21 protein-coding genes are annotated in these 18021 nt (G+C 65.7%); 12 read left to right on the top strand and 9 right to left on the bottom strand.

Features of this window, described 5'->3' with window-relative positions; translation table 11 throughout:
* Positions 1 to 248 precede the first annotated feature (248 nt).
* From PV768_RS10825 to PV768_RS10815, 3 genes are read left to right on the top strand one after another with little or no spacing between them, the layout of a single operon-like run.
* Positions 249 to 800, top strand: coding sequence for an RNA polymerase sigma factor (locus PV768_RS10825; RefSeq protein ID WP_370460451.1), 552 nt, complete (start codon positions 249 to 251; stop codon positions 798 to 800).
* A complete protein-coding gene (locus PV768_RS10820) occupies positions 797 to 1699 on the top strand; it encodes a hypothetical protein (RefSeq protein WP_421093011.1) in 903 nt (300 codons plus the stop codon). Before PV768_RS10825 ends, PV768_RS10820 begins: the two co-directional genes overlap by 4 nt.
* 60 nt (positions 1700 to 1759) lie before the next feature.
* A complete protein-coding gene (locus tag PV768_RS10815) occupies positions 1760 to 2185 on the top strand; it encodes a CoA-binding protein (RefSeq protein WP_157239357.1) in 426 nt (141 codons plus the stop codon).
* A gap of 12 nt (positions 2186 to 2197) precedes the next feature.
* On the opposite strand, the gene PV768_RS10810 is transcribed toward PV768_RS10815, so the two are convergent.
* Positions 2198 to 3226, bottom strand: coding sequence for an isopenicillin N synthase family dioxygenase (locus PV768_RS10810; protein WP_421093010.1), 1029 nt, complete (start codon positions 3224 to 3226; stop codon positions 2198 to 2200).
* 45 nt (positions 3227 to 3271) lie between these two features.
* Between PV768_RS10810 and PV768_RS10805 the strand changes: the two genes are divergently transcribed.
* The 5 genes from PV768_RS10805 to PV768_RS10785 all read left to right on the top strand — a co-directional run bounded on the left by PV768_RS10805 (position 3272) and on the right by PV768_RS10785 (position 5969).
* Positions 3272 to 3682 (top strand): MmcQ/YjbR family DNA-binding protein, encoded by a 411-nt coding sequence (locus tag PV768_RS10805; RefSeq protein ID WP_421093009.1) that lies wholly within the window; start codon positions 3272 to 3274, stop codon positions 3680 to 3682.
* On the top strand, positions 3672 to 4226 hold the full coding sequence (locus PV768_RS10800; RefSeq protein ID WP_421093008.1) for a DUF1990 family protein: 555 nt from the start codon (positions 3672 to 3674) through the stop codon (positions 4224 to 4226). The genes PV768_RS10805 and PV768_RS10800 overlap by 11 nt, the downstream gene beginning before the upstream one ends.
* On the top strand, positions 4223 to 4540 hold the full coding sequence (locus PV768_RS10795; protein WP_421093007.1) for a putative quinol monooxygenase: 318 nt from the start codon (positions 4223 to 4225) through the stop codon (positions 4538 to 4540). The genes PV768_RS10800 and PV768_RS10795 overlap by 4 nt, the downstream gene beginning before the upstream one ends.
* Positions 4541 to 4616: 76 nt before the next feature.
* Positions 4617 to 4910 (top strand): DUF503 domain-containing protein, encoded by a 294-nt coding sequence (locus PV768_RS10790; protein ID WP_321215245.1) that lies wholly within the window; start codon positions 4617 to 4619, stop codon positions 4908 to 4910.
* Between the two features lie 249 nt (positions 4911 to 5159).
* Complete coding sequence (locus PV768_RS10785; RefSeq protein WP_421093006.1) at positions 5160 to 5969, top strand: hypothetical protein; 810 nt, start codon at positions 5160 to 5162, stop codon at positions 5967 to 5969.
* 73 nt (positions 5970 to 6042) lie between these two features.
* Here PV768_RS10785 and purL read toward each other — a convergent pair whose 3' ends face one another.
* Genes purL through purS form a run of 3 tightly spaced genes read right to left on the bottom strand, consistent with a single transcriptional unit; the run spans position 6043 to position 9387 of the window.
* Positions 6043 to 8352 carry a phosphoribosylformylglycinamidine synthase subunit PurL gene (gene purL / locus PV768_RS10780; protein ID WP_370460449.1) on the bottom strand — a complete coding sequence of 770 codons (2310 nt, stop codon included), beginning with the start codon at positions 8350 to 8352 and terminating at the stop codon, positions 6043 to 6045.
* Positions 8349 to 9134, bottom strand: coding sequence for a phosphoribosylformylglycinamidine synthase subunit PurQ (purQ, locus tag PV768_RS10775; RefSeq protein WP_323057725.1), 786 nt, complete (start codon positions 9132 to 9134; stop codon positions 8349 to 8351). The genes purL and purQ overlap by 4 nt, the downstream gene beginning before the upstream one ends.
* Position 9135: 1 nt before the next feature.
* A complete protein-coding gene (gene purS / locus PV768_RS10770) occupies positions 9136 to 9387 on the bottom strand; it encodes a phosphoribosylformylglycinamidine synthase subunit PurS (protein WP_157239345.1) in 252 nt (83 codons plus the stop codon).
* 270 nt (positions 9388 to 9657) lie between these two features.
* On the opposite strand from purS, the gene PV768_RS10765 reads away from it, so the two are divergent.
* Positions 9658 to 9843, top strand: coding sequence for a hypothetical protein (locus PV768_RS10765; RefSeq protein ID WP_323057724.1), 186 nt, complete (start codon positions 9658 to 9660; stop codon positions 9841 to 9843).
* A 279-nt stretch (positions 9844 to 10122) separates the two neighbouring features.
* A complete protein-coding gene (locus tag PV768_RS10760; RefSeq protein WP_421093058.1) occupies positions 10123 to 13227 on the top strand; it encodes a S8 family serine peptidase in 3105 nt (1034 codons plus the stop codon).
* A 95-nt stretch (positions 13228 to 13322) separates the two neighbouring features.
* On the opposite strand, the gene PV768_RS10755 is transcribed toward PV768_RS10760, so the two are convergent.
* From PV768_RS10755 to PV768_RS10740, 4 genes are all read right to left on the bottom strand, one after another.
* Positions 13323 to 13670, bottom strand: coding sequence for a serine protease inhibitor (locus PV768_RS10755; RefSeq protein ID WP_157239338.1), 348 nt, complete (start codon positions 13668 to 13670; stop codon positions 13323 to 13325).
* Entirely contained in the window at positions 13667 to 14614 is a 948-nt protein-coding gene (locus tag PV768_RS10750; protein ID WP_421093005.1) for a 3-methyladenine DNA glycosylase, read from the bottom strand. The genes PV768_RS10755 and PV768_RS10750 overlap by 4 nt, the downstream gene beginning before the upstream one ends.
* A complete protein-coding gene (locus PV768_RS10745; protein WP_421093057.1) occupies positions 14586 to 15161 on the bottom strand; it encodes an SSI family serine proteinase inhibitor in 576 nt (191 codons plus the stop codon). Before PV768_RS10745 ends, PV768_RS10750 begins: the two co-directional genes overlap by 29 nt.
* Before the next feature lie 96 nt (positions 15162 to 15257).
* Positions 15258 to 15740, bottom strand: coding sequence for a MarR family winged helix-turn-helix transcriptional regulator (locus PV768_RS10740; protein WP_421093004.1), 483 nt, complete (start codon positions 15738 to 15740; stop codon positions 15258 to 15260).
* 77 nt (positions 15741 to 15817) lie between these two features.
* On the opposite strand from PV768_RS10740, the gene PV768_RS10735 reads away from it, so the two are divergent.
* Positions 15818 to 16060 carry a hypothetical protein gene (locus tag PV768_RS10735; RefSeq protein ID WP_323057719.1) on the top strand — a complete coding sequence of 81 codons (243 nt, stop codon included), beginning with the start codon at positions 15818 to 15820 and terminating at the stop codon, positions 16058 to 16060.
* Between the two features lie 115 nt (positions 16061 to 16175).
* A complete protein-coding gene (locus PV768_RS10730; RefSeq protein ID WP_104999594.1) occupies positions 16176 to 16391 on the top strand; it encodes a hypothetical protein in 216 nt (71 codons plus the stop codon).
* 123 nt (positions 16392 to 16514) lie between these two features.
* On the opposite strand, the gene PV768_RS10725 is transcribed toward PV768_RS10730, so the two are convergent.
* On the bottom strand, positions 16515 to 17873 hold the full coding sequence (locus PV768_RS10725; protein ID WP_157239329.1) for an aspartate kinase: 1359 nt from the start codon (positions 17871 to 17873) through the stop codon (positions 16515 to 16517).
* Positions 17874 to 18021: the final 148 nt, after the last annotated feature.

Below are 18021 nucleotides of genomic sequence, written 5' to 3'. Positions count from 1 at the left end.
CCCTTCCGCCCTTCCGGGCGATTACCCCTATGTAGCGCCGGTCTGGAACTTGTCCCCCATCACGTTCCAGGCCGGCTCTTTCACTTTCCGAGGGCAGGGGCAGCTGCCGTGTGGGACCGGCGGAGTACGCGTGGCGGTCCGGGACGGTGATTACTGAGGGGTAAAGTTGTGCGGGGAACCGAGCCTTATGCAGGCCGGACAGCTTCTCCGCTCACACGAACCCCTTTTTGACTGAAAGCACTACGTCCGTGACTGATGCCCTGACAGACGAGGACCTGCGGGACGGGCCCGCCGGGGCAGCCGTCTTCAGCCTTGTCTACCGGACGTATGCATCACAGGTCCTGGGCTACCTGACAGCCCGGGGAGTCGAAGATCCGGAGGCGGCCATGCAGGAAGTGTTCCTTTCCATCCTGCCGCGCCTCGACTCTGTGCACGGGGGAGCCGCAGGACTCCGCACATTCATTTTTTCGGTGGCCCACGCCAGGATGGTGGACGACCACCGGCGCCAAAGCCGGATGCCCGCCAAACTGCCGTTTGAGCCGGAGCTGGACCAGCGGGAAGATTCGTCGGCTGAATCAGAAGCCCTTGAGCGTATTTCGCCGCAGGAAGTCCTCGGACTGCTTGATTCCTTGCCGCAGGACCAGCGCGACGTACTGTCCCTCCGCCTTGTGGCCGGACTTACCGTCGAGCAGGCAGCGGACGCCATGGGCAAGAGCGAGGGGTCCGTGAAGCAGCTCCAGCGCCGGGCGCTCCTCAAACTGCGGGACCTTGCGGAAGTGAAGGAGTACCTGAAGCCATGAAACCACAAGCGCGTCACCTCGCCGCCGTTGCGGAGGAGATGCTCCTCGACGCAGGGCTGGCACAGGACGCGGAACTTCGCCGCGCGCTCCTCGCCATAGGCCAGTTGGCGGACCTGCCTGTGCCGGTTCCATCGGGACGGCTGGCAGCGCTGCTGGGCGCCCCCGTTCATGCGGCACTGGATGATGCCCCCGGCCGGCGCCGCCATGACACAGCGGACGGCCCGGGTGACGAGCTCGGCAGGCGCCGCCGGCTCCGTTCACACCGTCCGACGATCGTCGGGTTGGCGCTCGTGGCTGGAATGGGCATGGGTGTGGGTACTGTTGCGGCCAGCCCGGCCGGCTCCGCCCCTGCCGGCAGCCTCTCGATACAGCAGATGCTCAAGGACTGGGCGCCGTCCTGGACCATCCGCACGCCCCAGGCCACCACCTCAGGGTTCCTGCAGAAGGGCAATCACGATGACGGCACCGACGTCCCTGCGCAGCGTGACGCCGGGCTGGCCGGCAACGAAGCCCCGCCAGCCGAGGATTCTCCGCTGGCCCTGGAGTCACAGCGATCCGGGCAGCTTTCCTCGCCTCAATCGCCCGGGCAGGTCCGGAACGGTTCGGGGGTACCTTCCGGCGTCAACGGACCGGGCCTGGCGAAGAAGGAATCGGGGAAGAACGGCGGCGAGGCCGCTCAAAACGGCGGGTCAAATGCTGCTTCGCCGGACAGGGCGGACCCGGGCACCGGCCCTGGCAACGCACCGGATGCAGGCGAAGAAGAATCCGGGCGCGGGGTTGGCCCTGCATCCGGAATTCTTGCCGAATCCGGGCAGCTGGCAGCAGCACAGCGAGGCGCTGATTCCACTGTCGCAAAGGTCCTGCCGGGGGCCAAGTGGCTGGAAAAGTTCATTCGCTAGGCGGTCCCTGGTTGGCGGGGTGTTGGCCTTACCGCCTGCTTCTCCGCGTAGGCTGGGCCCATGGGCCACACTAACGATCCCGCAGTCATTGAACGCCTGATGCGCACCAAAGGGCGCTGGGCCATCGTTGGCCTCAGCACCAACGAGTGGCGGGCCGCCTTCGATACCGCGCTGTTCATCAGGGACCGCCTGGGCATGGAAATCATCCCGGTCAACCTCCCCGGAGACGCCGTCCACGGCGAAACCGGGTACCGCAGCCTCCTGGACATTCCGGCGTCAAAGCAGCCCATCGACGTCGTCGACTGCTTTGTTAACTCCCAAAAGGTGGGGGCCGTGGTGGACCAGGCGATCGCGGTGGGAGCAAAAGCAGTGTGGATGCAGCTGGGAGTCATTGATGAGGCTGCGGCGGAGCGGGCCAAGGCGGCGGGGCTGGACGTCGTGATGGACAGCTGCCCGGCCCAGCAGGCCTGGAAGTTCAACCTCTGACAGGGGAAAATTTCAGCCCTTCATGAACTCCGGATAGTGCCGCTCGGTGACGTCCGGGTGTGCGCGCATCCTGCCCTTGAGCATATTGAGGCCGAATGACGACAGCAGGGGATTGGCCGGATCATCGGTGATTCCCCTCGCGGCCGCCTTCAGCTCTGGTGGCAGCGGGACAGGATCGATCACGGCATCAAGCCGCGGCGACCAGAAAAAGGGCACGGAATAGCGGTCCACCCCTGGCGGGGGAGCCTGCACGCGATGGATGGTGGCCGCCAGATACCCTTCCGTAGCCACTTCCAGCATCTCGCCAAGGTTCACCACCAACGCTCCGGGTACCGGCTCCACAGGAACCCATTCGGTGGCTCCGGGAGGCAGGACCTCCAACCCGCCCACGCCGTCCTGGAGCAGCAGGGTGACGAACCCGTAGTCCGCGTGCGAGCCCACGCCCTGGTCGCCGGCGGCCTCCACCACTCCTCCCACGTAGTGCACCAGCTTGCCCATCCAGGCCGGCGACCCCTGGAACGGCTCGTCGAAGTAGTCCTCCGGAAGCTGCAGGGAAACGGCGATCGCCCTGAGCAGTTCCATCCCCACCCGGGACATCAATTCCGCCCACGCCATGGCGGCGGGCCGGAGTTCGGGAAAGGATTCGTCAGGCCAGAGGTTGGGGCCCTGCAGCAGCCAGTACGGCTGGTCCTCCGGATACTCAGCTACCGGCGTCCGTTCGGGCGAGTAGTCGATCTGCTCCCGGGCGTCAGCCCTTCCCTGGGTCACTTCGGTGCCCATCCGCGTGTAGCCGCGAAAATGTGGCGAAAGCCGGTTGTCCAGCTTCATGCGTTCTTCCAGCGGCAAGTCGAAGAACCGCCTGATGACGTCCAGGAGGTGTTCAGCCTGCCCGCTGGCCGCACCGTAGCCGGTGATCTGGAAGAAGCCCACGTTATGGGTGGCATAACGCAGCTGCTCGATGAAGTCCGGGTGGAATGACCCGTCGGCCTGCCGCGCCGTCGCCAGGTCCAGAACAGGTATGGCCCCCTGATCGTGTGACATCTTCGCAGACTAGCACCGGACGCGATGGCTTTATAGGCTTCCTCCATGGACCCGGACGCTCTGAGGAAAATCTGCCTCTCCTTCCCCGGCGCGTACGAGGATTATCCTTTCGGGCCTGAGACCGCCGTCTTCAAAGTCCGCGCCGATGTTGCCGGCAGCGGCCGGAACGGGGGCAAGGTTTTCGCGCTCTCCTCAATGGACACGAAGGACGGGTACGTGAACCTCAAGTGCGAGCCGGGCCTGGCGGTTCAGCTCCGCGCCGCGCACCCTGAAATTAACGGGGCCTGGCACATGAACAAGACCCACTGGAACGGGGTGCAGCTGGACGGGGCATTGCCGGACGGCATGATCAGGGACATGGTGGAGGACTCCTATGACCTGGTGGTGGCAGGCCTCACCAGGAAGCAGCAGGAGCAGCTGGGCTGGGCCCGCCTGGACGGCGCGGATGGGCAGTAAGGGCGGGGCGGCCGGAGCGCTCAACTATCCCGGCATCGGAAGCACGGAGCAGGGCACCGCGCCTGCGGGCTACCCCACCGTGCTGAAGGAGGTCAGGGTGGGCACGGGCCTTGCCGTGTACCGGCGCATTGCGGACGGCATCCTGGGCTGGGAGCTGCAGCGGAGGGCAGGGCTCCGCGTCCGTGCCGATTCCCCCGTGGCGGTGCCGGGGGCGCGGGTGGTGAGCGGCTTCGGCGCCGGGCCCTTCCGGCTGGACGCGCCATGCCAGGTGGTGTGGGTCCGGGCACCGGCCGGGGAGGACATGCCGCAGTCCGCCGGATTCGGGTACGGAACGCTGCCCGGGCATCCGGCAAAGGGCGAGGAATCCTTCGAGGTGGAAATCAGCGCCCGCGGGGAGGTGTTTCTGCGGATCCGGGCGTTCAGCAAACCTGCCAACTGGTTCTACGCGGCCGGCGGCATCGTCACGCGCGCGGCGCAGCGCTATGTCACGTCCCGGTACATTGAAGGGGCACGCACTCTCGCCGCGGAAGGAACACCAACGTGATCTTCATTGTCGTTAAGTTCAAGGTCAAGCCTGAATGGTCCGGGCGGTGGCTCGACCTGGTTGCCGACTTTACCCAAGCCACCAGGGAGGAGCCGGGCAACCTGTGGTTCGACTGGTCCCGCAGCGTGGACGACCCCAACGAGTTCGTCCTGGTGGAAGCCTTCAAGGACGACGCCGCCGGAGACCACGTCAACAGCCCGCACTTCAAGCAGGCCATGGCGGACATGCCCCAGGCGCTTGCCGAAACACCCCGGATCATCAGCCGCCAGCTAGACGGCGAGGGCTGGGACCAGATGGGCGAGCTCGCCATCTAACCTCCATCGATTGCTCCGTACCTGCCGTTCTGGCCCTCCTAAACGGCAGTTACGGAGCACTCGATAGCATGAAGGCATGTGGATCGGCTGGATCGAATTCGACATCCTCCTGGGCGACGTCCAAAGCCTTAAGGAAAAGCGCTCCGTGATCAGGCCGCTGCTTGCCGAGATCAGGAGGCGTTTCGACGTCTCGGTTGCCGAGGTGGGTGATCACGACCAGTACCGGCGCTCCCAGGTGGGCGTCGGCCTGGTGGCAGCAGACCGCGCCCACCTCATTGAGGTGCTGGACGCCGTCGAACGCTTCGTGGCAGCCCGGCCCGAGTTGGAATTGCTCAGTGCCCGGCAGCGTGACCACCACAGCGAAGACTAACCTCATCGACTGCTGAGTACTTGTCGTTTTCACGCGCGAAAACGACAAGTACTCAGCAGTCGATGAGGGGTGTGGATAACTTCTGCGGCCTTTCCCCGATTCTGGTCTCATGGACCGATGAAGACGCCCCGCCCGTTGCCGGACGAACTCCGGACCGGCCCCTTCACCCTTGCAGAGGCGGCGCTCGCAGGAGTATCCCCGCGGCGCTGGCGTCACGGGTCGTTGGTGCGCCATGGCAGGGGCATCCGCATGGAACGCACGACGGCGGCGCTCCCCTTGAGTGCCAGGGTGCGGCCCTTCCTTGAGGTCAATGTGCGATGTGCCGCCTCGCACCTCACTGCGGCGGAGATCCTGGTCCTGCCGCGACGCCGGCAGAAAGGGAATCCGGAAATGTTTCACGTCATCAGGCCGGAGGGTGCGGCCCACCTCAACAGGCCGCATGTCATCGTGCACAGAATGAAGCTTTACAGCGACGAGGTGACGGTAATCGATGGAATTCCCGTGACCACTCCGGAGCGCACCTGGCTGGACATGGCGGAGATGCTGACGGTGGACGAACTCGTGGTCATGGGGGACAGCTGTGTGCGGGTGCCCAGGCCGGAGCTCGAGGGCCGGGACATGCCGTTGTGTTCCATCGGCGATCTTCAGCGGATGATCAACCGGCACAAAGGCAAGCGGGGACTCCGCAAGGCCAAAGAAGCCATAGAGCTCATCCGGGTGGGCTCGGATTCGCCCCAGGAAACCGTGCTTCGGCTGGCCGTGGCACGGGCCGGGCTGCCCGAACCCGAGCTGAACGTTCCCGTCATCTCGGAGGACGGCATGAGGCACCACGAGCCGGATCTCTCCTACCGGAAGTACCGGATCGGGATCGAATACGAGGGCGAACACCACGGCGAAGAGGGACAGATTGTGCGGGACATCGACCGGTCCGAGCGCTACGCAGCCCTGGGCTGGACCGAGGTAAGGATCTCGAAGCGCCACATGTTCAACGATGCGAAACCTGCGGTCGCCAAGATCCGGACGGCGTTGATCCAGGCTGGCTGGCGTCGAGGCGATTAAAAACGACTGCTCCGTATTTGTCGTTCTGAGGGTTCAAAACGACAAATACGGAGCAATCGATCGGAGGGGAGGGTCAGCCGAAGTACTTCGGCAGGGTCCCCTCGTGGGCTTCACGGAGGGCGTCCAGGGACAGGGACTCCACGCCGTTGATCTCCAGCTTGCCGCTGGCCGCGTCCACCACGCCGATACGCGTGTGGGCGAAGCCGCGGGCGGTGCACATGTCCGTGAAGCGGACTTCCTCGGAGCGCGGGACGCCCACAACGGCGCGGCCCTGGGACTCGGAGAAGAGCGCCGTGAACAGGTCCACGCCGTCCCGGTCCAGGACATCCTGCAGCGCGATCCGGGCACCCACGCCGTAGCGCAGTGAGGACTCCACCAGGGCAGCTGCGAGGCCGCCCTCGGAGAGGTCGTGCGCGGAGTCGATCATGCCGTCGCGGGACGCGTTGATCAGGATCTCGCCCAGGGCGCGTTCGGCCTCGAGGTCCACCTTGGGCGGCTGGCCGCCCAGGTGTCCGCGCATGTTGGCCCACTCGGAACCGTCAAGTTCCGCGCCGGTGGTGCCCAGCAGGTAGATCGCCTGGCCATCCTCACGCCAGCCCGACGGCGTGCGGCGGGCGACGTCGTCGAGCTTGCCCAGCACTGCCACCACCGGGGAGGGATGGATGGGCGTGGTGCCCGTCTGGTTGTACAGGGAGACGTTGCCGCCGGTCACCGGGATGCCCAGCACCATGCAGGCGTCGGACAGGCCGCGGATTGCCTCGGCGAGCTGCCACATGACATCCGGGTCCTCGGGGGAACCGAAGTTCAGGCAGTCACTGACGGCCATGGGGACGGCACCCGCGGTGGCAACGTTGCGGTAGGCCTCAGCCAGCGCCAGCTGCGCGCCGTGGTACGGATCGAGGTAGGTGTAGCGGCCGTTGGCGTCGGTGGCCAGGGCAACGCCCAGGCCGGTCTCCTCGTCCACGCGCACCACGCCGGCGTCGTCGGGGAATGCCATGGCGGTGTTGCCGCCCACGTAGCGGTCGTACTGGTTGGTGATCCAGGACTTGGAGCACATGTTCGGGGACGCCACCAGTTCGGTGACGGCCGCGGCCAGCTCAGCGGGGGCAGCGGGCCGTCCGGCGTCCTGAACGGAACCGGTGAAGGTGTCCGCCTGCACGGCGTCCTGCCACTCGGGGCGGGCGAACGGGCGGTCGTAGACCGGGCCGTCGTGCGCCACGGTGCGGGGATCGACGTCGACGATCACCTCGCCTTCCCAGGTGATGATCAGGCGGCCGGTGTCGGTCACCTCGCCCAGCCAGGAGTACTCCACGGCCCACTTGTCCATCACGGCCTCGAACGCCTTCACGTTCTCGGGCGTGACCACGGCCATCATGCGTTCCTGCGACTCGGACATCAGGATCTCGCCCGGGGTCAGCGTGGGGTCGCGCAGTAGAACGGAGGTCAGCTCAACCTGCATGCCGCCGTCGCCGTTGGAGGCCAGCTCGGACGTGGCGCAGGAGATGCCCGCGGCGCCAAGGTCCTGGATGCCCTCCACCAGCGAGCCCTTGAAGAGCTCCAGGCAGCATTCGATGAGGACCTTCTCGGCGAACGGGTCGCCCACCTGCACCGCGGGGCGCTTGGAGGGCTTGGTGTCGTCGAAGGACTCGGAGGCCAGCACCGAGGCGCCGCCGATGCCGTCGCCGCCGGTGCGCGCACCGAACAGGACCACTTTGTTGCCCTTGCCGGAGGCGTTGGCCAGGCGGATGTCCTCGTGCCGCATGACGCCGACGGCCAGGGCGTTGACCAGCGGGTTGCCCTGGTAGACGGAGTCGAACACCATTTCGCCGCCGATGTTGGGCAGGCCCAGGGAGTTGCCGTAGCCGCCGATGCCGGCCACTGCACCATGCATGACGCGGGCGGTGTCCGGGTGGTCGATGGCGCCGAAGCGCAGCGGGTCCATGACGGCCACGGGGCGGGCACCCATGGAGATGATGTCGCGGACAATGCCGCCAATGCCGGTGGCTGCGCCCTGGTAGGGCTCAACGAACGACGGCGAGTTGTGCGATTCGATCTTGAAGGTCACGGCCCAGCCGTCCCCAAGGTTGGTCACGCCGGCGTTTTCGCCGATGCCCACCAGCATGTCCTTCTTCATTTCCTCGGTGACCTTCTGGCCGAACTGGCGCAGGTGGTTCTTGGAGGACTTGTAGGAGCAGTGCTCGCTCCACATGACGGAGTACATGGCCAGTTCCGCGCCGGTGGGGCGGCGGCCCAGGACCTTGACGATCTCGTCGAACTCGTTCTGCTTCAGGCCCAGCTCGGCCCAGGGCAGCTCCGTGTCCGGCGTCTTCGCGGCGTGCTCGACCGTGTCGATATTGAACTTCTTGGTGGTTTCCGTGGTCACTTGTCGCCTCCCACAATCTTGTTCAGGACGGAGGTGAAGAAACCGAGGCCGTCGGTGTCGGACCCGGCGATACCCGTCTCACGGGACACAACAGTCTCGGGGCCGAAGCCGACCTCAACGGCGTGCTCGGGGTGCGGCATGAGGCCCACCACGTTGCCGGCGGCGTTGGAGATGCCGGCGATGTCGCGGCGTGAGCCGTTCGGGTTGAAGCCCACATAGCGGAACACCACGCGGCCCTCAGCCTCAAGGGCGTCCAGGGTCTTTTCGTCCGCGATGTACTGGCCATCCTGGTTCTTGAGCGGGATGGTGATTTCCTGGCCCGCCTGGTAGTCCAGGGTCCACGCCGTGTTGCTGTTCTCGACGCGCAGCACCTGGTCGCGGCAGAGGAACTTCAGGTGGTCGTTCTTGATCATCGAGCCGGGCAGCAGGTGCGACTCGGTGAGGATCTGGAAGCCGTTGCAGATGCCGAGGACCGGCAGCTTGGCGTCGGAGTTGGCGGCGTCGATGATTTTGGACATCAGCGGCGCGAAGCGGGCAATGGCGCCGGCGCGGAGGTAGTCGCCGTAAGAGAAACCGCCGGGAATCACCACGGCGTCCACGTCACCAAGCTGGGAGTCGCCATGCCAGAGTTCGACGGCGGTGCCGCCGGCCAGGCGGATTGCGCGGGCAGCGTCGCGGTCATCGAGCGTTCCCGGGAAGGTGACGACGCCGATCTTCGCGTCCGCGAGGCGCGCATCTGCGGCGACGGCGGTTGCGCCGCCGATCAGGGGAAGTTCAGTCATGTCAGGCCTCGACGACCTCGACGTTGACGACGTCCTCGATGACGGGGTTGGACAGGAGGGTCTCTGCGGCATTGCGTGCCTGGGCCAGGATTTCCTCGGTCACCTCGCCGTCGACGGTCAGTTCGAACCGCTTGCCCTGGCGGACAGCGCTGAAGCTGGTGAAGCCCAGACGGGGGAGAGCGCCGACGATCGCCTTCCCCTGCGGGTCCAGAATCTCGGGCTTGGGCATGACGTCAACAACGATCCGGGGCATCCGGTAACTCCTGTGCGTGAGCTTGGGTAAGGGCGCAGCGGAGTGGTGCCGTCTCACGCCGTACCGGGGTGTCTGGGACATGCTGTGCCAGGCACTGTTTCCTAGACCTTGTGGACGGGCGCTCCGCGAGCTTGCTAGCCCATTCTACCGGCCGCAGCGCCCCACCCTGTATTCGGGCGATTGACGGTGGTTCCGGGGTTGATTTCGGCGTGACTACAGGTATCGGCGGGAGTTCTGGAGTTGTGCGTCCTGCGTCACTAGGATTGCTGGATGGCTGAGAATTCGAAATCCCTGCTGTTGCCAGTGGTTGCCGCAGCAGTGTTCGCCGGGCTGGGCCGGATGGTGCTCCAGAAGATCAAGGCTGACCGGTTCGCCCGGGAGAACCGGGTGGCAGGTCCCGTGGATGAAAAGACCAGGCAGTGGATCAGCGAGGTGGTCCGCACCCCGCGCCAGTAGCGGGAGGCGTTTGCCATCTGAGAACTTGTAAGGGCGTCTTCGCGGCGCCCTTTTTGATGCTCCGCCGCAGTCTCCCGTCTCCCGTGTGACTGGCCAAAATATTGGTTTTGTGTCCTATGTCATATTCAGCTATCACTCTGTACTCTTTGAATCGACTGGTCTCATGGAATGACAAGATCTGTAATTCCATGTGCCAAGTCAGTCGTTTCGGGCCCCCAACCGTGGCTGGGCCGGTACATCGTGAAAGGTTTGCACGTGAGATCTACTGGAAAGAGCCCCATCCGGGGCGGGGGATTCCGGAAGGCAGCGGCGCTTGCCGTGGGCTTGCCGCTTCTCCTCACCTCGATGGCCATCAGTCCCGCCACCGCGGCGCCTGCCGGGCTGGATCAGGCAGTCGCTGCCAAGGAAACTGCACCTGCCGAATTCAAGGACGGCCGCTACATTGTGGTCCTGGCGGAAGCAGCGGCCGCCGCGTACGAGGGCGGCACCCCCGGGCTGGGCGCAACTAAGCCCGATAACGGGCGGAAGCTGGACTCCGGCAGCGCCAGCTACAGGGCCTACGACGCACACCTGCGCAAGCAGCAGCGGGAGGTGGCGGCAAGCCAGGGGGTGACCCCGGGAAAGCAGTACACGGCCGCCCTGAACGGCTTCACCGCCGAGCTTACTGCCGCCCAGGCCATGGAACTTTCCAAGGATGAGCGCGTGATGGTGGTTGCGCCCGACGTGGAAAACGCTCCTGACTACACCACCACCGACTTCCTCAAGCTGACGGGCCCCGACGGCGTCTGGGCCAAGCAGTTCGGCGGCGAAGCCAACGCCGGCAAGGGCGTGGTGGTTGGCGTCATCGACTCGGGCTATGCACCGGACAACCCGTTCCTCCAGGGCGAACCGGTCCAGCCCCTGAGCGGCCCGGCCCAGGTGGGCGTACCGTACCGCACCGCGGAAGGCCGGATCGCCATGCTCAAGGCTGACGGCACCACCTTCGAGGGTGAATGCCAAAAGGGCCAGGGCACCGGAGCGTCGTTCGACGGCTCCCTGTGCAACTCCAAGGTCGTTGGCGCGAGGTACTTCGCCGATTCGTTCCTGCAATACGTAGCCCCGCAGAACCGGGCCCCGGAGGAACTCATCTCCCCGGTCGACGTCGGAAGCCACGGAACCCACACGGCCACCACCGCTGCGGGTAACGCGAATGTGGAGCAGGTGATTGACGGCGCAAACTTCGGCAGGAGCTCCGGCGTTGCCCCCGCCGCGAAGGTCTCGGTATACAAAGTCTGCTGGGAGGACACCAACCCGGACACCGGCGGCTGCTATTCCTCCGCTTCCGTGGAGGCGGTGGAGGCCGCAATCAAGGACGGCGTGGATGTCCTGAACTACTCCATTTCCGGCAACAACAACAACACCACCGATCCCGTCGCGTTGGCGTTCCTCAATGCTGCCGCTGCAGGCGTCTTCGTGTCCGCATCAGCCGGCAACTCCGGGCCCACGGTGTCCACGGTCAACCACGCCTCACCCTGGCTGACCACGGTTGCCGCATCCACATTCCCCAGTGACCTGCTGGGCACCGTCAAGGTCTCGGACGGCTCGCTCTACCGCGGAGCTTCGATCATGAAATCCGAGGTTGCGGACAAAGCGGTTATCGTCGCCTCGGCCGCGGCAGCAGCCGGAGCCACCAACGCCAACCTGTGCGCCCCGGGCTCCCTCGACGCGGCCAAGGTTGCAGGCAAAGTGGTGGTCTGCGACCGCGGCGTGGTGGACCGGACGGCCAAGAGCCAGGAAGTCCAGGACAAGGGCGGCGTCGGCATGATCCTGGTGAACCTCACCAGTAGCTCCGAGGATGCGGACAACCATGTGCTCCCCACCGTTCATGTCAACGCACCCAAGAGCCTGGAACTGAAAGCCAAACTGGAGTCCAACCCCGCCTTGACAGTCAGCCTCGTCAAGGGCGACCTCACGGGCCTGCCGGCGGCGCCTGCGCCCCAGATCGCCGGGTTCTCCTCCCGTGGACCTACCCTCGCCGCCGGCGGTGACCTGCTGAAGCCGGACATTGCGGCTCCCGGCGTGAACGTCCTTGCCGGCGTCTCCACTATCGGCAACAACGGTGACCAGTTCGGCTTTATGTCCGGAACCTCCATGGCTGCGCCGCACATCGCCGGATTCGGCGCCCTGGTGCTCAGCAAGCAGCCCAAATGGACGCCCGCGATGGTCAAATCGGCCATGATGACCACCGCTTACCCGCTGGTGAAAGCCGACGGTACGCCCAATACGGATCCGTTCCAGGGCGGCGCCGGCCACATCGACTCCACCCGGGTCCTGGATCCGGGCCTGGTCTACAACTCAGGCATCAAGGACTGGCTTGGCTTCCTCAACGGCCAGGGCGTGGACACCGGTGCTCCGCAGGCCGGCTCCATTGCGGCCCGCGACCTGAACGTTCCGTCGATCGCGCTCGGCAGCCTGGTTGGGGAAGTACAGGTCAAGCGACAGCTCACTGCCCTGGTTCCAGGAATCTACCGCCCGGAAGTCAACATGCCGGGATTCAACGTCCAGGTTGAGCCGAACGCACTGAACTTCGCCAAGGCCGGCCAGACCCGCGATGTCACGCTGACCATCCGGAACGTCAGCGCTCCGGTGGGCAAGTTCAGCAGCGGCACCCTGACCTGGAAGGGCCCGCGTACCGTGAGCTCTCCCATCGCAATCCGACCTGTTGATGCGCAGATCGCCCCGTCCTTCTCTTTCAGCTCCGCTTCAGGCAGCGGGACCGGCACGATGGAACTGGTGTCCGGTTCGGACAGCCCGATCAACGTCGGGGTGGAAGGGCTTGCTCCGCTGAGCCAAACGGCCATTTCCAAGACTCCCGGCGCGTACGCCCCCCGGAACGACGCCCACAACGCGCTGCTTCAGGTGGCAGTCCCGGAGGGAGCCTCTTTCGCCCGCCTGGGCGTCCAGGCGCAATCGGACGACGTCGACTGGGACATGGTGGTCTACGCACCGAATGCTTCGGGCGGCCTGACGGCCACCCAGGTGGCGACAGCTTCGGCCAGCGAGTTTTTGGACCTTGAATCGCCCCGGGCAGGCACGTACTACGTGGTGGCCAACCTGTACTCCACGCCGGACAATGGACCGGCCACCGCTTCCGTCCAGGCAGTGACCTTCGCGGGCGATGCCGGCAACCTCGCGGTGGACCCGAATCCGATCGTGGCCCCGAACGGCACCGCCACCTCCGCCACGCTTTCCTGGACCGGCCTGTCCGCAGGTGCCTACGTTTCGCGGCTCAGCCTGGGCGGGAACGGCATCAGGACGTGGGTCAACGTCCAGGTGGGCGCCGCGCCCACTGCCCCGGCAGGGGCTCCGCAGGTCGCGGTCGCGGACGCAGTACCAGCGTCATAGGAACCTCCCCTTCTTGTAAGGAAAAACAGGATCCCCGGGCGGTCGAACCGTCCGGGGATCCTGCTTTGTGTGAAGGGCCGTGCCGCATCGGGGTCCTAGGTGTTGCCCCATGCCCCGCCGGCACTGCCCAGCAGCGGTGCCATTGCGTTCCAGCGCGCGATTTCGCAGCCGTCCGTCCGCCTGAAAATGGAATTGACAGGGCGGCCATGGAAGATTCCAGTCACCACGGCCACCTGCGGCCCGCCATACTGCTGCGTGCACAGGCGTGGTGGTCCGGGCTTGGGAAAAAAGATGTCCTCGCCGTACTTCTCCACGGCTGCGAGGGCAGCTTCGGGGTCCGGCAGCGTGCTCCCGGGCTGGTTACGTCCGTCGTCGGCTATGAGCCGAAATACGTGCTCGACGGCGGCCGGATCCTCCTTGAGCCTGACAGTGAGATCGATCATGCGGTCACGCCGGGAACGGTCGGGGACAGTGCGTCCAGCGCAACGGCCAGCCTCTCGCGTAGGGCTGCTGCCTCGGTGGCGAAGGAGCGCTGGTGCTCCACGTAGGCTGCCTTCCCCTGGGGCGTCTCGATGGGAATGGCCGGATAGCCCCACTCCGCCAGGTCGTAGGGAGAAGCCTGCATGTCCATGGCGCGGATCCGCCAGGACAGCTCGAAGCATTCCATCACCAGTTCGCTGGACAGGGCCGGCAGCAGCTTGTAGGCCCACTTGTACAGGTCCATGTTGGCGTGGAGGCAGCCCGGCTGTTCCTGGTGGCGCTGGCTGTCCCGGCTCGGCGCAAACTCATTCAGCGGAACGGCGTCCGGCGTATAAAAGCGGAAGGCATCGAAGTGCGTGCAGCGGATCCTGTTGTCCTCCACCACCTTGTCAGTGCCTGCCGAACCCAGCCGCAGCTGGAGGTATTCATGGCGCAGGTCGAACTTGTCCTGGCGGTAGACCATCGCCCATTCGTGCAGGCCAAAGCAGCCGAACTGGGCCGGGCGTGCGGCGGTCCCCCGCACGATGATGCCGGCAAAGGCAACAGCCTCGCTGCGTTCGGCAAGAAAGGCGTCCAGGTCAAAGGTGACCGCGGTGCTTCCTTCCGGCAGCCCCAGGAAGGCAAGCTCGCCGTCGTCGAGCGTCCTGTAGTGCTTCCAGGCCGTACGTGCGGCCGCTGCCCTGCCCGCCAGGACGTACCCGGCGCCGGGGTGCCAGCGCCGCAGCTGGCCCGGTTTCTGGGTGTAGTAGGTGAACAGGAAGTCTTCCACCGGGTGCTTCTTGCCCGCAGACCTGCGGGCAAGGTAGGGGTCGGCGTAGCGGCTGACGCGCTGGTGGTGGGCCTCCTCCAGCGGCCGCCAAACATCCGCCGCCAGAAGCTTAAGCTCCACCGGCGGCACCCAGGACATCCTTCGCAGCGTCCCAGGCGCTGATTTCGCATCCGTTGGTGCGGGAGAAGGCAGCGTCTACCGGCACGCCGTCCACAACACCAGTCACGGTGGCTTTCTGCGGGCCGCCGTACTGTTCAGTGCAGGCCTGGTCCGTTGCCGGAGCGGAGGGGCTTAACAGCCCGGCGTTTTCCTTCAGCGCAGCGCAGGCCGCATCAGCGGCCGGGTGGACGCTTTCAGCAGCAGGGACACCGTCGGCGCAGACCAGGGTGTAGCTGATCTCCGGTTGCCCCTCGGCTGGAACGACGATGATGGCAAGTTCGGCGTTACCCTTGCCCGGTCCTGACGGCGCCGGCGAAGGCTCGGGAGCCGGGGCAGGGACGGAGGTCTCGGCGTCGGCAGACGGGCTGCCGGACGGCTGCGGGGAACTGGTGGCGGAGGAAGAGGGAGATGCGGAAGGTCCGCCGGTCGGGGTGCTGCCGCCCTGGCCCGGGGAACAGGCCGGGAGCAGCGCCGCTGCCAAGAGCAAGGCAAGCGACTGGACCTGAATTCTGCGGGTGGAGAACATTCCTGCGGGCCTCGCCCCTGTGGAGATCATCGTGCTGGACATCATGCTCGTGGGCGTCCTGCCCGGGGATCGCGGCCTTCCCTTCATGCCGCTATTCTACTGCCGGTCCTGCATCTGGCCGGTGTTGGAGGTGGCCGCAATGAGCCCCATCATGGCCGCATGCAGTTCGCCGACCTGGTGCCTGCTCAACCCCAGCCGTTCCATCATGGTCCCGGGAACATTAAGCGCCTCCTGCCGGAGCGCGGCGCCTTCGGGGGTCAACTCGACGGCAAGGGCGCGCTCATTTCCGTCTGCCCGCCGTCGCGTAATCAGGCCCGCGGCCTCAAGCCTGCGGAGGAGCGGGGAGATGGTGGCCGGTTCCTGGGCGAGGGCCTCGCTGATATTGCGGACAGTCCGGGGGCTCGCTTCCCACAGGCACAGCATCACCAGGTACTGGGGGTGGGTAAGGTTCAGCTTCTCCAGCACCGGCCGGTAGGCGCCTACAACGCTTCGCGCCGCCACCGTCAGGGCGAAACACAACTGGTGTTCCAGAAGCAGGTCCTCGTCCTGCCCCTGGTCACTGCCCGTTGCCGTTGTCATGGCTCCTCCGATTGTTAGTGCACTAATCATTAGCGTACACTTTCAGCGGTAGGCATGTCAGGTAAGGAGCCAGTTTCATGGGTAAGGGCAACTCAGCAGGCAAGGGAAACGCTTCGCAGCGCTTCATGCGGGCCACCGGCAGGCTCCGGGCCATCTTCGGCCCCGCGAACCGCTCATCCCTGGGCCACGCCATGACGGATGAAAACCGCAGGCTGCTGGCCCAGCGGGAGGCTGAGACCCAGCAGTGGGAGACCGTGAAGCGGCCGGACGGCAGCACCTACGTGGTCCCCAGGAATCCAGAGGACAAATCCCTTCGCTGACCCCGGCAAAGCTGTCCTGGCCGGGAGCCTTTTCCGGCCCGCAGGCATAAAATAAGGGCACTGGCTCCTGCCGGCAGGAGCGCTTTCCCCGATGTCCGGGAAGGGGGTGGAAACAGTGGCACATGTACTCAGTGGTTTCATGAATCTCACCGAGAGGCTGCGGTTCGTCTTTGGCCCGGCCACGCGGCTGGACCCGGATACGCCTGTGGTCCACAAGCATGACGCTTTCGAACAAGCCTCGGAGGAGGACCTCTCGCACTTCGTCGTGGAAACCGATTCGACCGGCCATCACTACGCTGTGCGCCGGGAAGACCTCGAGAAGGAAAGCTGAACCGCCGGCTCAGGCCGGGGCATCCCAAACGCAGGAAAGCCGGGCTTCCTCCGAATATCGGAAGGAGCCCGGCTTTCCCGCGCCTGCGGCGGCCCGGCTTGGGGCCCTGGCTTGCCGGCCGTACTAGCGGCCGGTGCCGCCGTAGACCGTCGCTTCGTTTTCGCTGTCCAGGTCAAAGGCTTTGTGGATGACGCGCACAGCCTCGTCCAGGAGATCCGCGTGGGTCACAACGGAGATGCGGATCTCGGAAGTGGAGATCATGTTGATGTTGATACCGGCGTCGGAGAGCGCTTTGAAGAACGTTGCCGAGACGCCGGGGTGCGAGCGCATGCCTGCACCGATGAGCGACAGCTTGCCGATCTGCTCGTTGTACTCGATGCTCTCGAAGCCGATCTGGTCCTGCGCCGCATGGAGGGCCGCCAGCGCGTCGGCGCCTTCCACGATGGGGAGCGTGAACGAGATATCCGTCCGGCCCGTGCCGTGGGTGGAGACGTTCTGCACGATCATGTCGATGTTCGAGTGGGCGTCGGCGATGACCTGGAAGATCGCTGCCGCCTTGCCCGGAATGTCCGGAACGCCAACAACCGTGACCTTGGCTTCGGAACGGTCGTGCGCGACGCCGGAGATGATTGGCTGCTCCAAGGCAACTCCCTCTTGTGTGGTGATCTTGTCTTCGGCGCTGGGGATGACCCAGGTGCCTTCGTGCTGGCTGAATGAGGAACGGACGTGCAGGGGAACGCCGAACCTGCGGGCATACTCCACGCAGCGCAGGTGGAGGATCTTGGCGCCGGACGCTGCGAGCTCCAGCATTTCCTCACTGGAGATCCGCTCGATTTTCTGGGCGGAGGGAACTACGCGGGGATCTGCGGTGTAGATGCCGTCCACGTCCGTGTAGATCTCGCACACGTCCGCCTCGAGGGCCGCCGCCAGCGCCACGGCGGTGGTGTCTGACCCGCCCCGGCCGAGGGTGGTGATCTCGTTGGTGGCCCGGCTCATGCCCTGGAATCCGGCCACAATGGCAATGTTGCCCTTGTCCAGCGCCGTCCGGATCCGGTGGGGATCCACATCGATGATCCGGGCCTTGCCGTGGATGCCGTCAGTGATCATGCCGGCCTGGGAACCGGTGAAGGACTGGGCGGAGGCGCCCAGTTTATTGATGGCCATGGCCAGCAGCGCCATGGAGATGCGCTCGCCGGCGGACAGCAGCATGTCCATTTCGCGGGCCGGGGCGGAGTCTGTCACCTGGGCGGCAAGGTCCAGGAGTTCGTCCGTGGTGTCACCCATGGCGGAGACGACGACAACCACCTCGTTGCCGGCGGCCTGGGCGTCCACCACGCGTTTGGCAACCCGCTTGATTCCGTCCGCGTCTGCCACGGAGGATCCGCCGAACTTCTGCACGATGAGCTGCTTTGTCACCGCACGGCCGGTGGGCAGCCCCTGCGGCTGCGTTGCGTTGTGCACTTCGGTAGTGGGCGTACTCATGCGCGTACCTTCACTGGATCGGTAGGAGTTTGGAGGCCAGGCAGCCTGACGCCTGGTCGGCGCGACTTCTCCCCACAGTTTATCGCCGCCCGCTGCCGGGGGTTGAATTGTGACCATTTCCGGCCGGCTAAGCAGCCCCGGGAGGGCA

The organism is Pseudarthrobacter sp. CC4 (assembly GCF_048957775.1).
Lineage (GTDB): Bacteria > Actinomycetota > Actinomycetes > Actinomycetales > Micrococcaceae > Arthrobacter.
Note: the sequence above shows the minus strand (reverse complement) of the source record. Positions and strands in the feature narration are given on the sequence as shown.

What these genes read in the sequence shown, in the direction of transcription:
- PV768_RS10820 (WP_421093011.1), top strand. Translation starts at nt 797, where the DNA reads ATGAAACCACAAGCGCGTCACCTCGCCGCCGTTGCGGAGGAGATGCTC.
- PV768_RS10815 (WP_157239357.1), top strand. Translation starts at nt 1,760, where the DNA reads ATGGGCCACACTAACGATCCCGCAGTCATTGAACGCCTGATGCGCACC.
- PV768_RS10810 (WP_421093010.1), bottom strand. Translation starts at nt 3,226, where the DNA reads ATGTCACACGATCAGGGGGCCATACCTGTTCTGGACCTGGCGACGGCG.
- PV768_RS10805 (WP_421093009.1), top strand. Translation starts at nt 3,272, where the DNA reads ATGGACCCGGACGCTCTGAGGAAAATCTGCCTCTCCTTCCCCGGCGCG.
- PV768_RS10800 (WP_421093008.1), top strand. Translation starts at nt 3,672, where the DNA reads ATGGGCAGTAAGGGCGGGGCGGCCGGAGCGCTCAACTATCCCGGCATC.
- PV768_RS10790 (WP_321215245.1), top strand. Translation starts at nt 4,617, where the DNA reads ATGTGGATCGGCTGGATCGAATTCGACATCCTCCTGGGCGACGTCCAA.
- PV768_RS10785 (WP_421093006.1), top strand. Translation starts at nt 5,160, where the DNA reads ATGGAACGCACGACGGCGGCGCTCCCCTTGAGTGCCAGGGTGCGGCCC.
- purQ (WP_323057725.1), bottom strand. Translation starts at nt 9,134, where the DNA reads ATGACTGAACTTCCCCTGATCGGCGGCGCAACCGCCGTCGCCGCAGAT.
- purS (WP_157239345.1), bottom strand. Translation starts at nt 9,387, where the DNA reads ATGCCCCGGATCGTTGTTGACGTCATGCCCAAGCCCGAGATTCTGGAC.
- PV768_RS10765 (WP_323057724.1), top strand. Translation starts at nt 9,658, where the DNA reads ATGGCTGAGAATTCGAAATCCCTGCTGTTGCCAGTGGTTGCCGCAGCA.
- PV768_RS10755 (WP_157239338.1), bottom strand. Translation starts at nt 13,670, where the DNA reads ATGATCGATCTCACTGTCAGGCTCAAGGAGGATCCGGCCGCCGTCGAG.
- PV768_RS10750 (WP_421093005.1), bottom strand. Translation starts at nt 14,614, where the DNA reads ATGTCCTGGGTGCCGCCGGTGGAGCTTAAGCTTCTGGCGGCGGATGTT.
- PV768_RS10745 (WP_421093057.1), bottom strand. Translation starts at nt 15,161, where the DNA reads ATGTTCTCCACCCGCAGAATTCAGGTCCAGTCGCTTGCCTTGCTCTTG.
- PV768_RS10740 (WP_421093004.1), bottom strand. Translation starts at nt 15,740, where the DNA reads ATGACAACGGCAACGGGCAGTGACCAGGGGCAGGACGAGGACCTGCTT.
- PV768_RS10735 (WP_323057719.1), top strand. Translation starts at nt 15,818, where the DNA reads ATGGGTAAGGGCAACTCAGCAGGCAAGGGAAACGCTTCGCAGCGCTTC.
- PV768_RS10725 (WP_157239329.1), bottom strand. Translation starts at nt 17,873, where the DNA reads ATGAGTACGCCCACTACCGAAGTGCACAACGCAACGCAGCCGCAGGGG.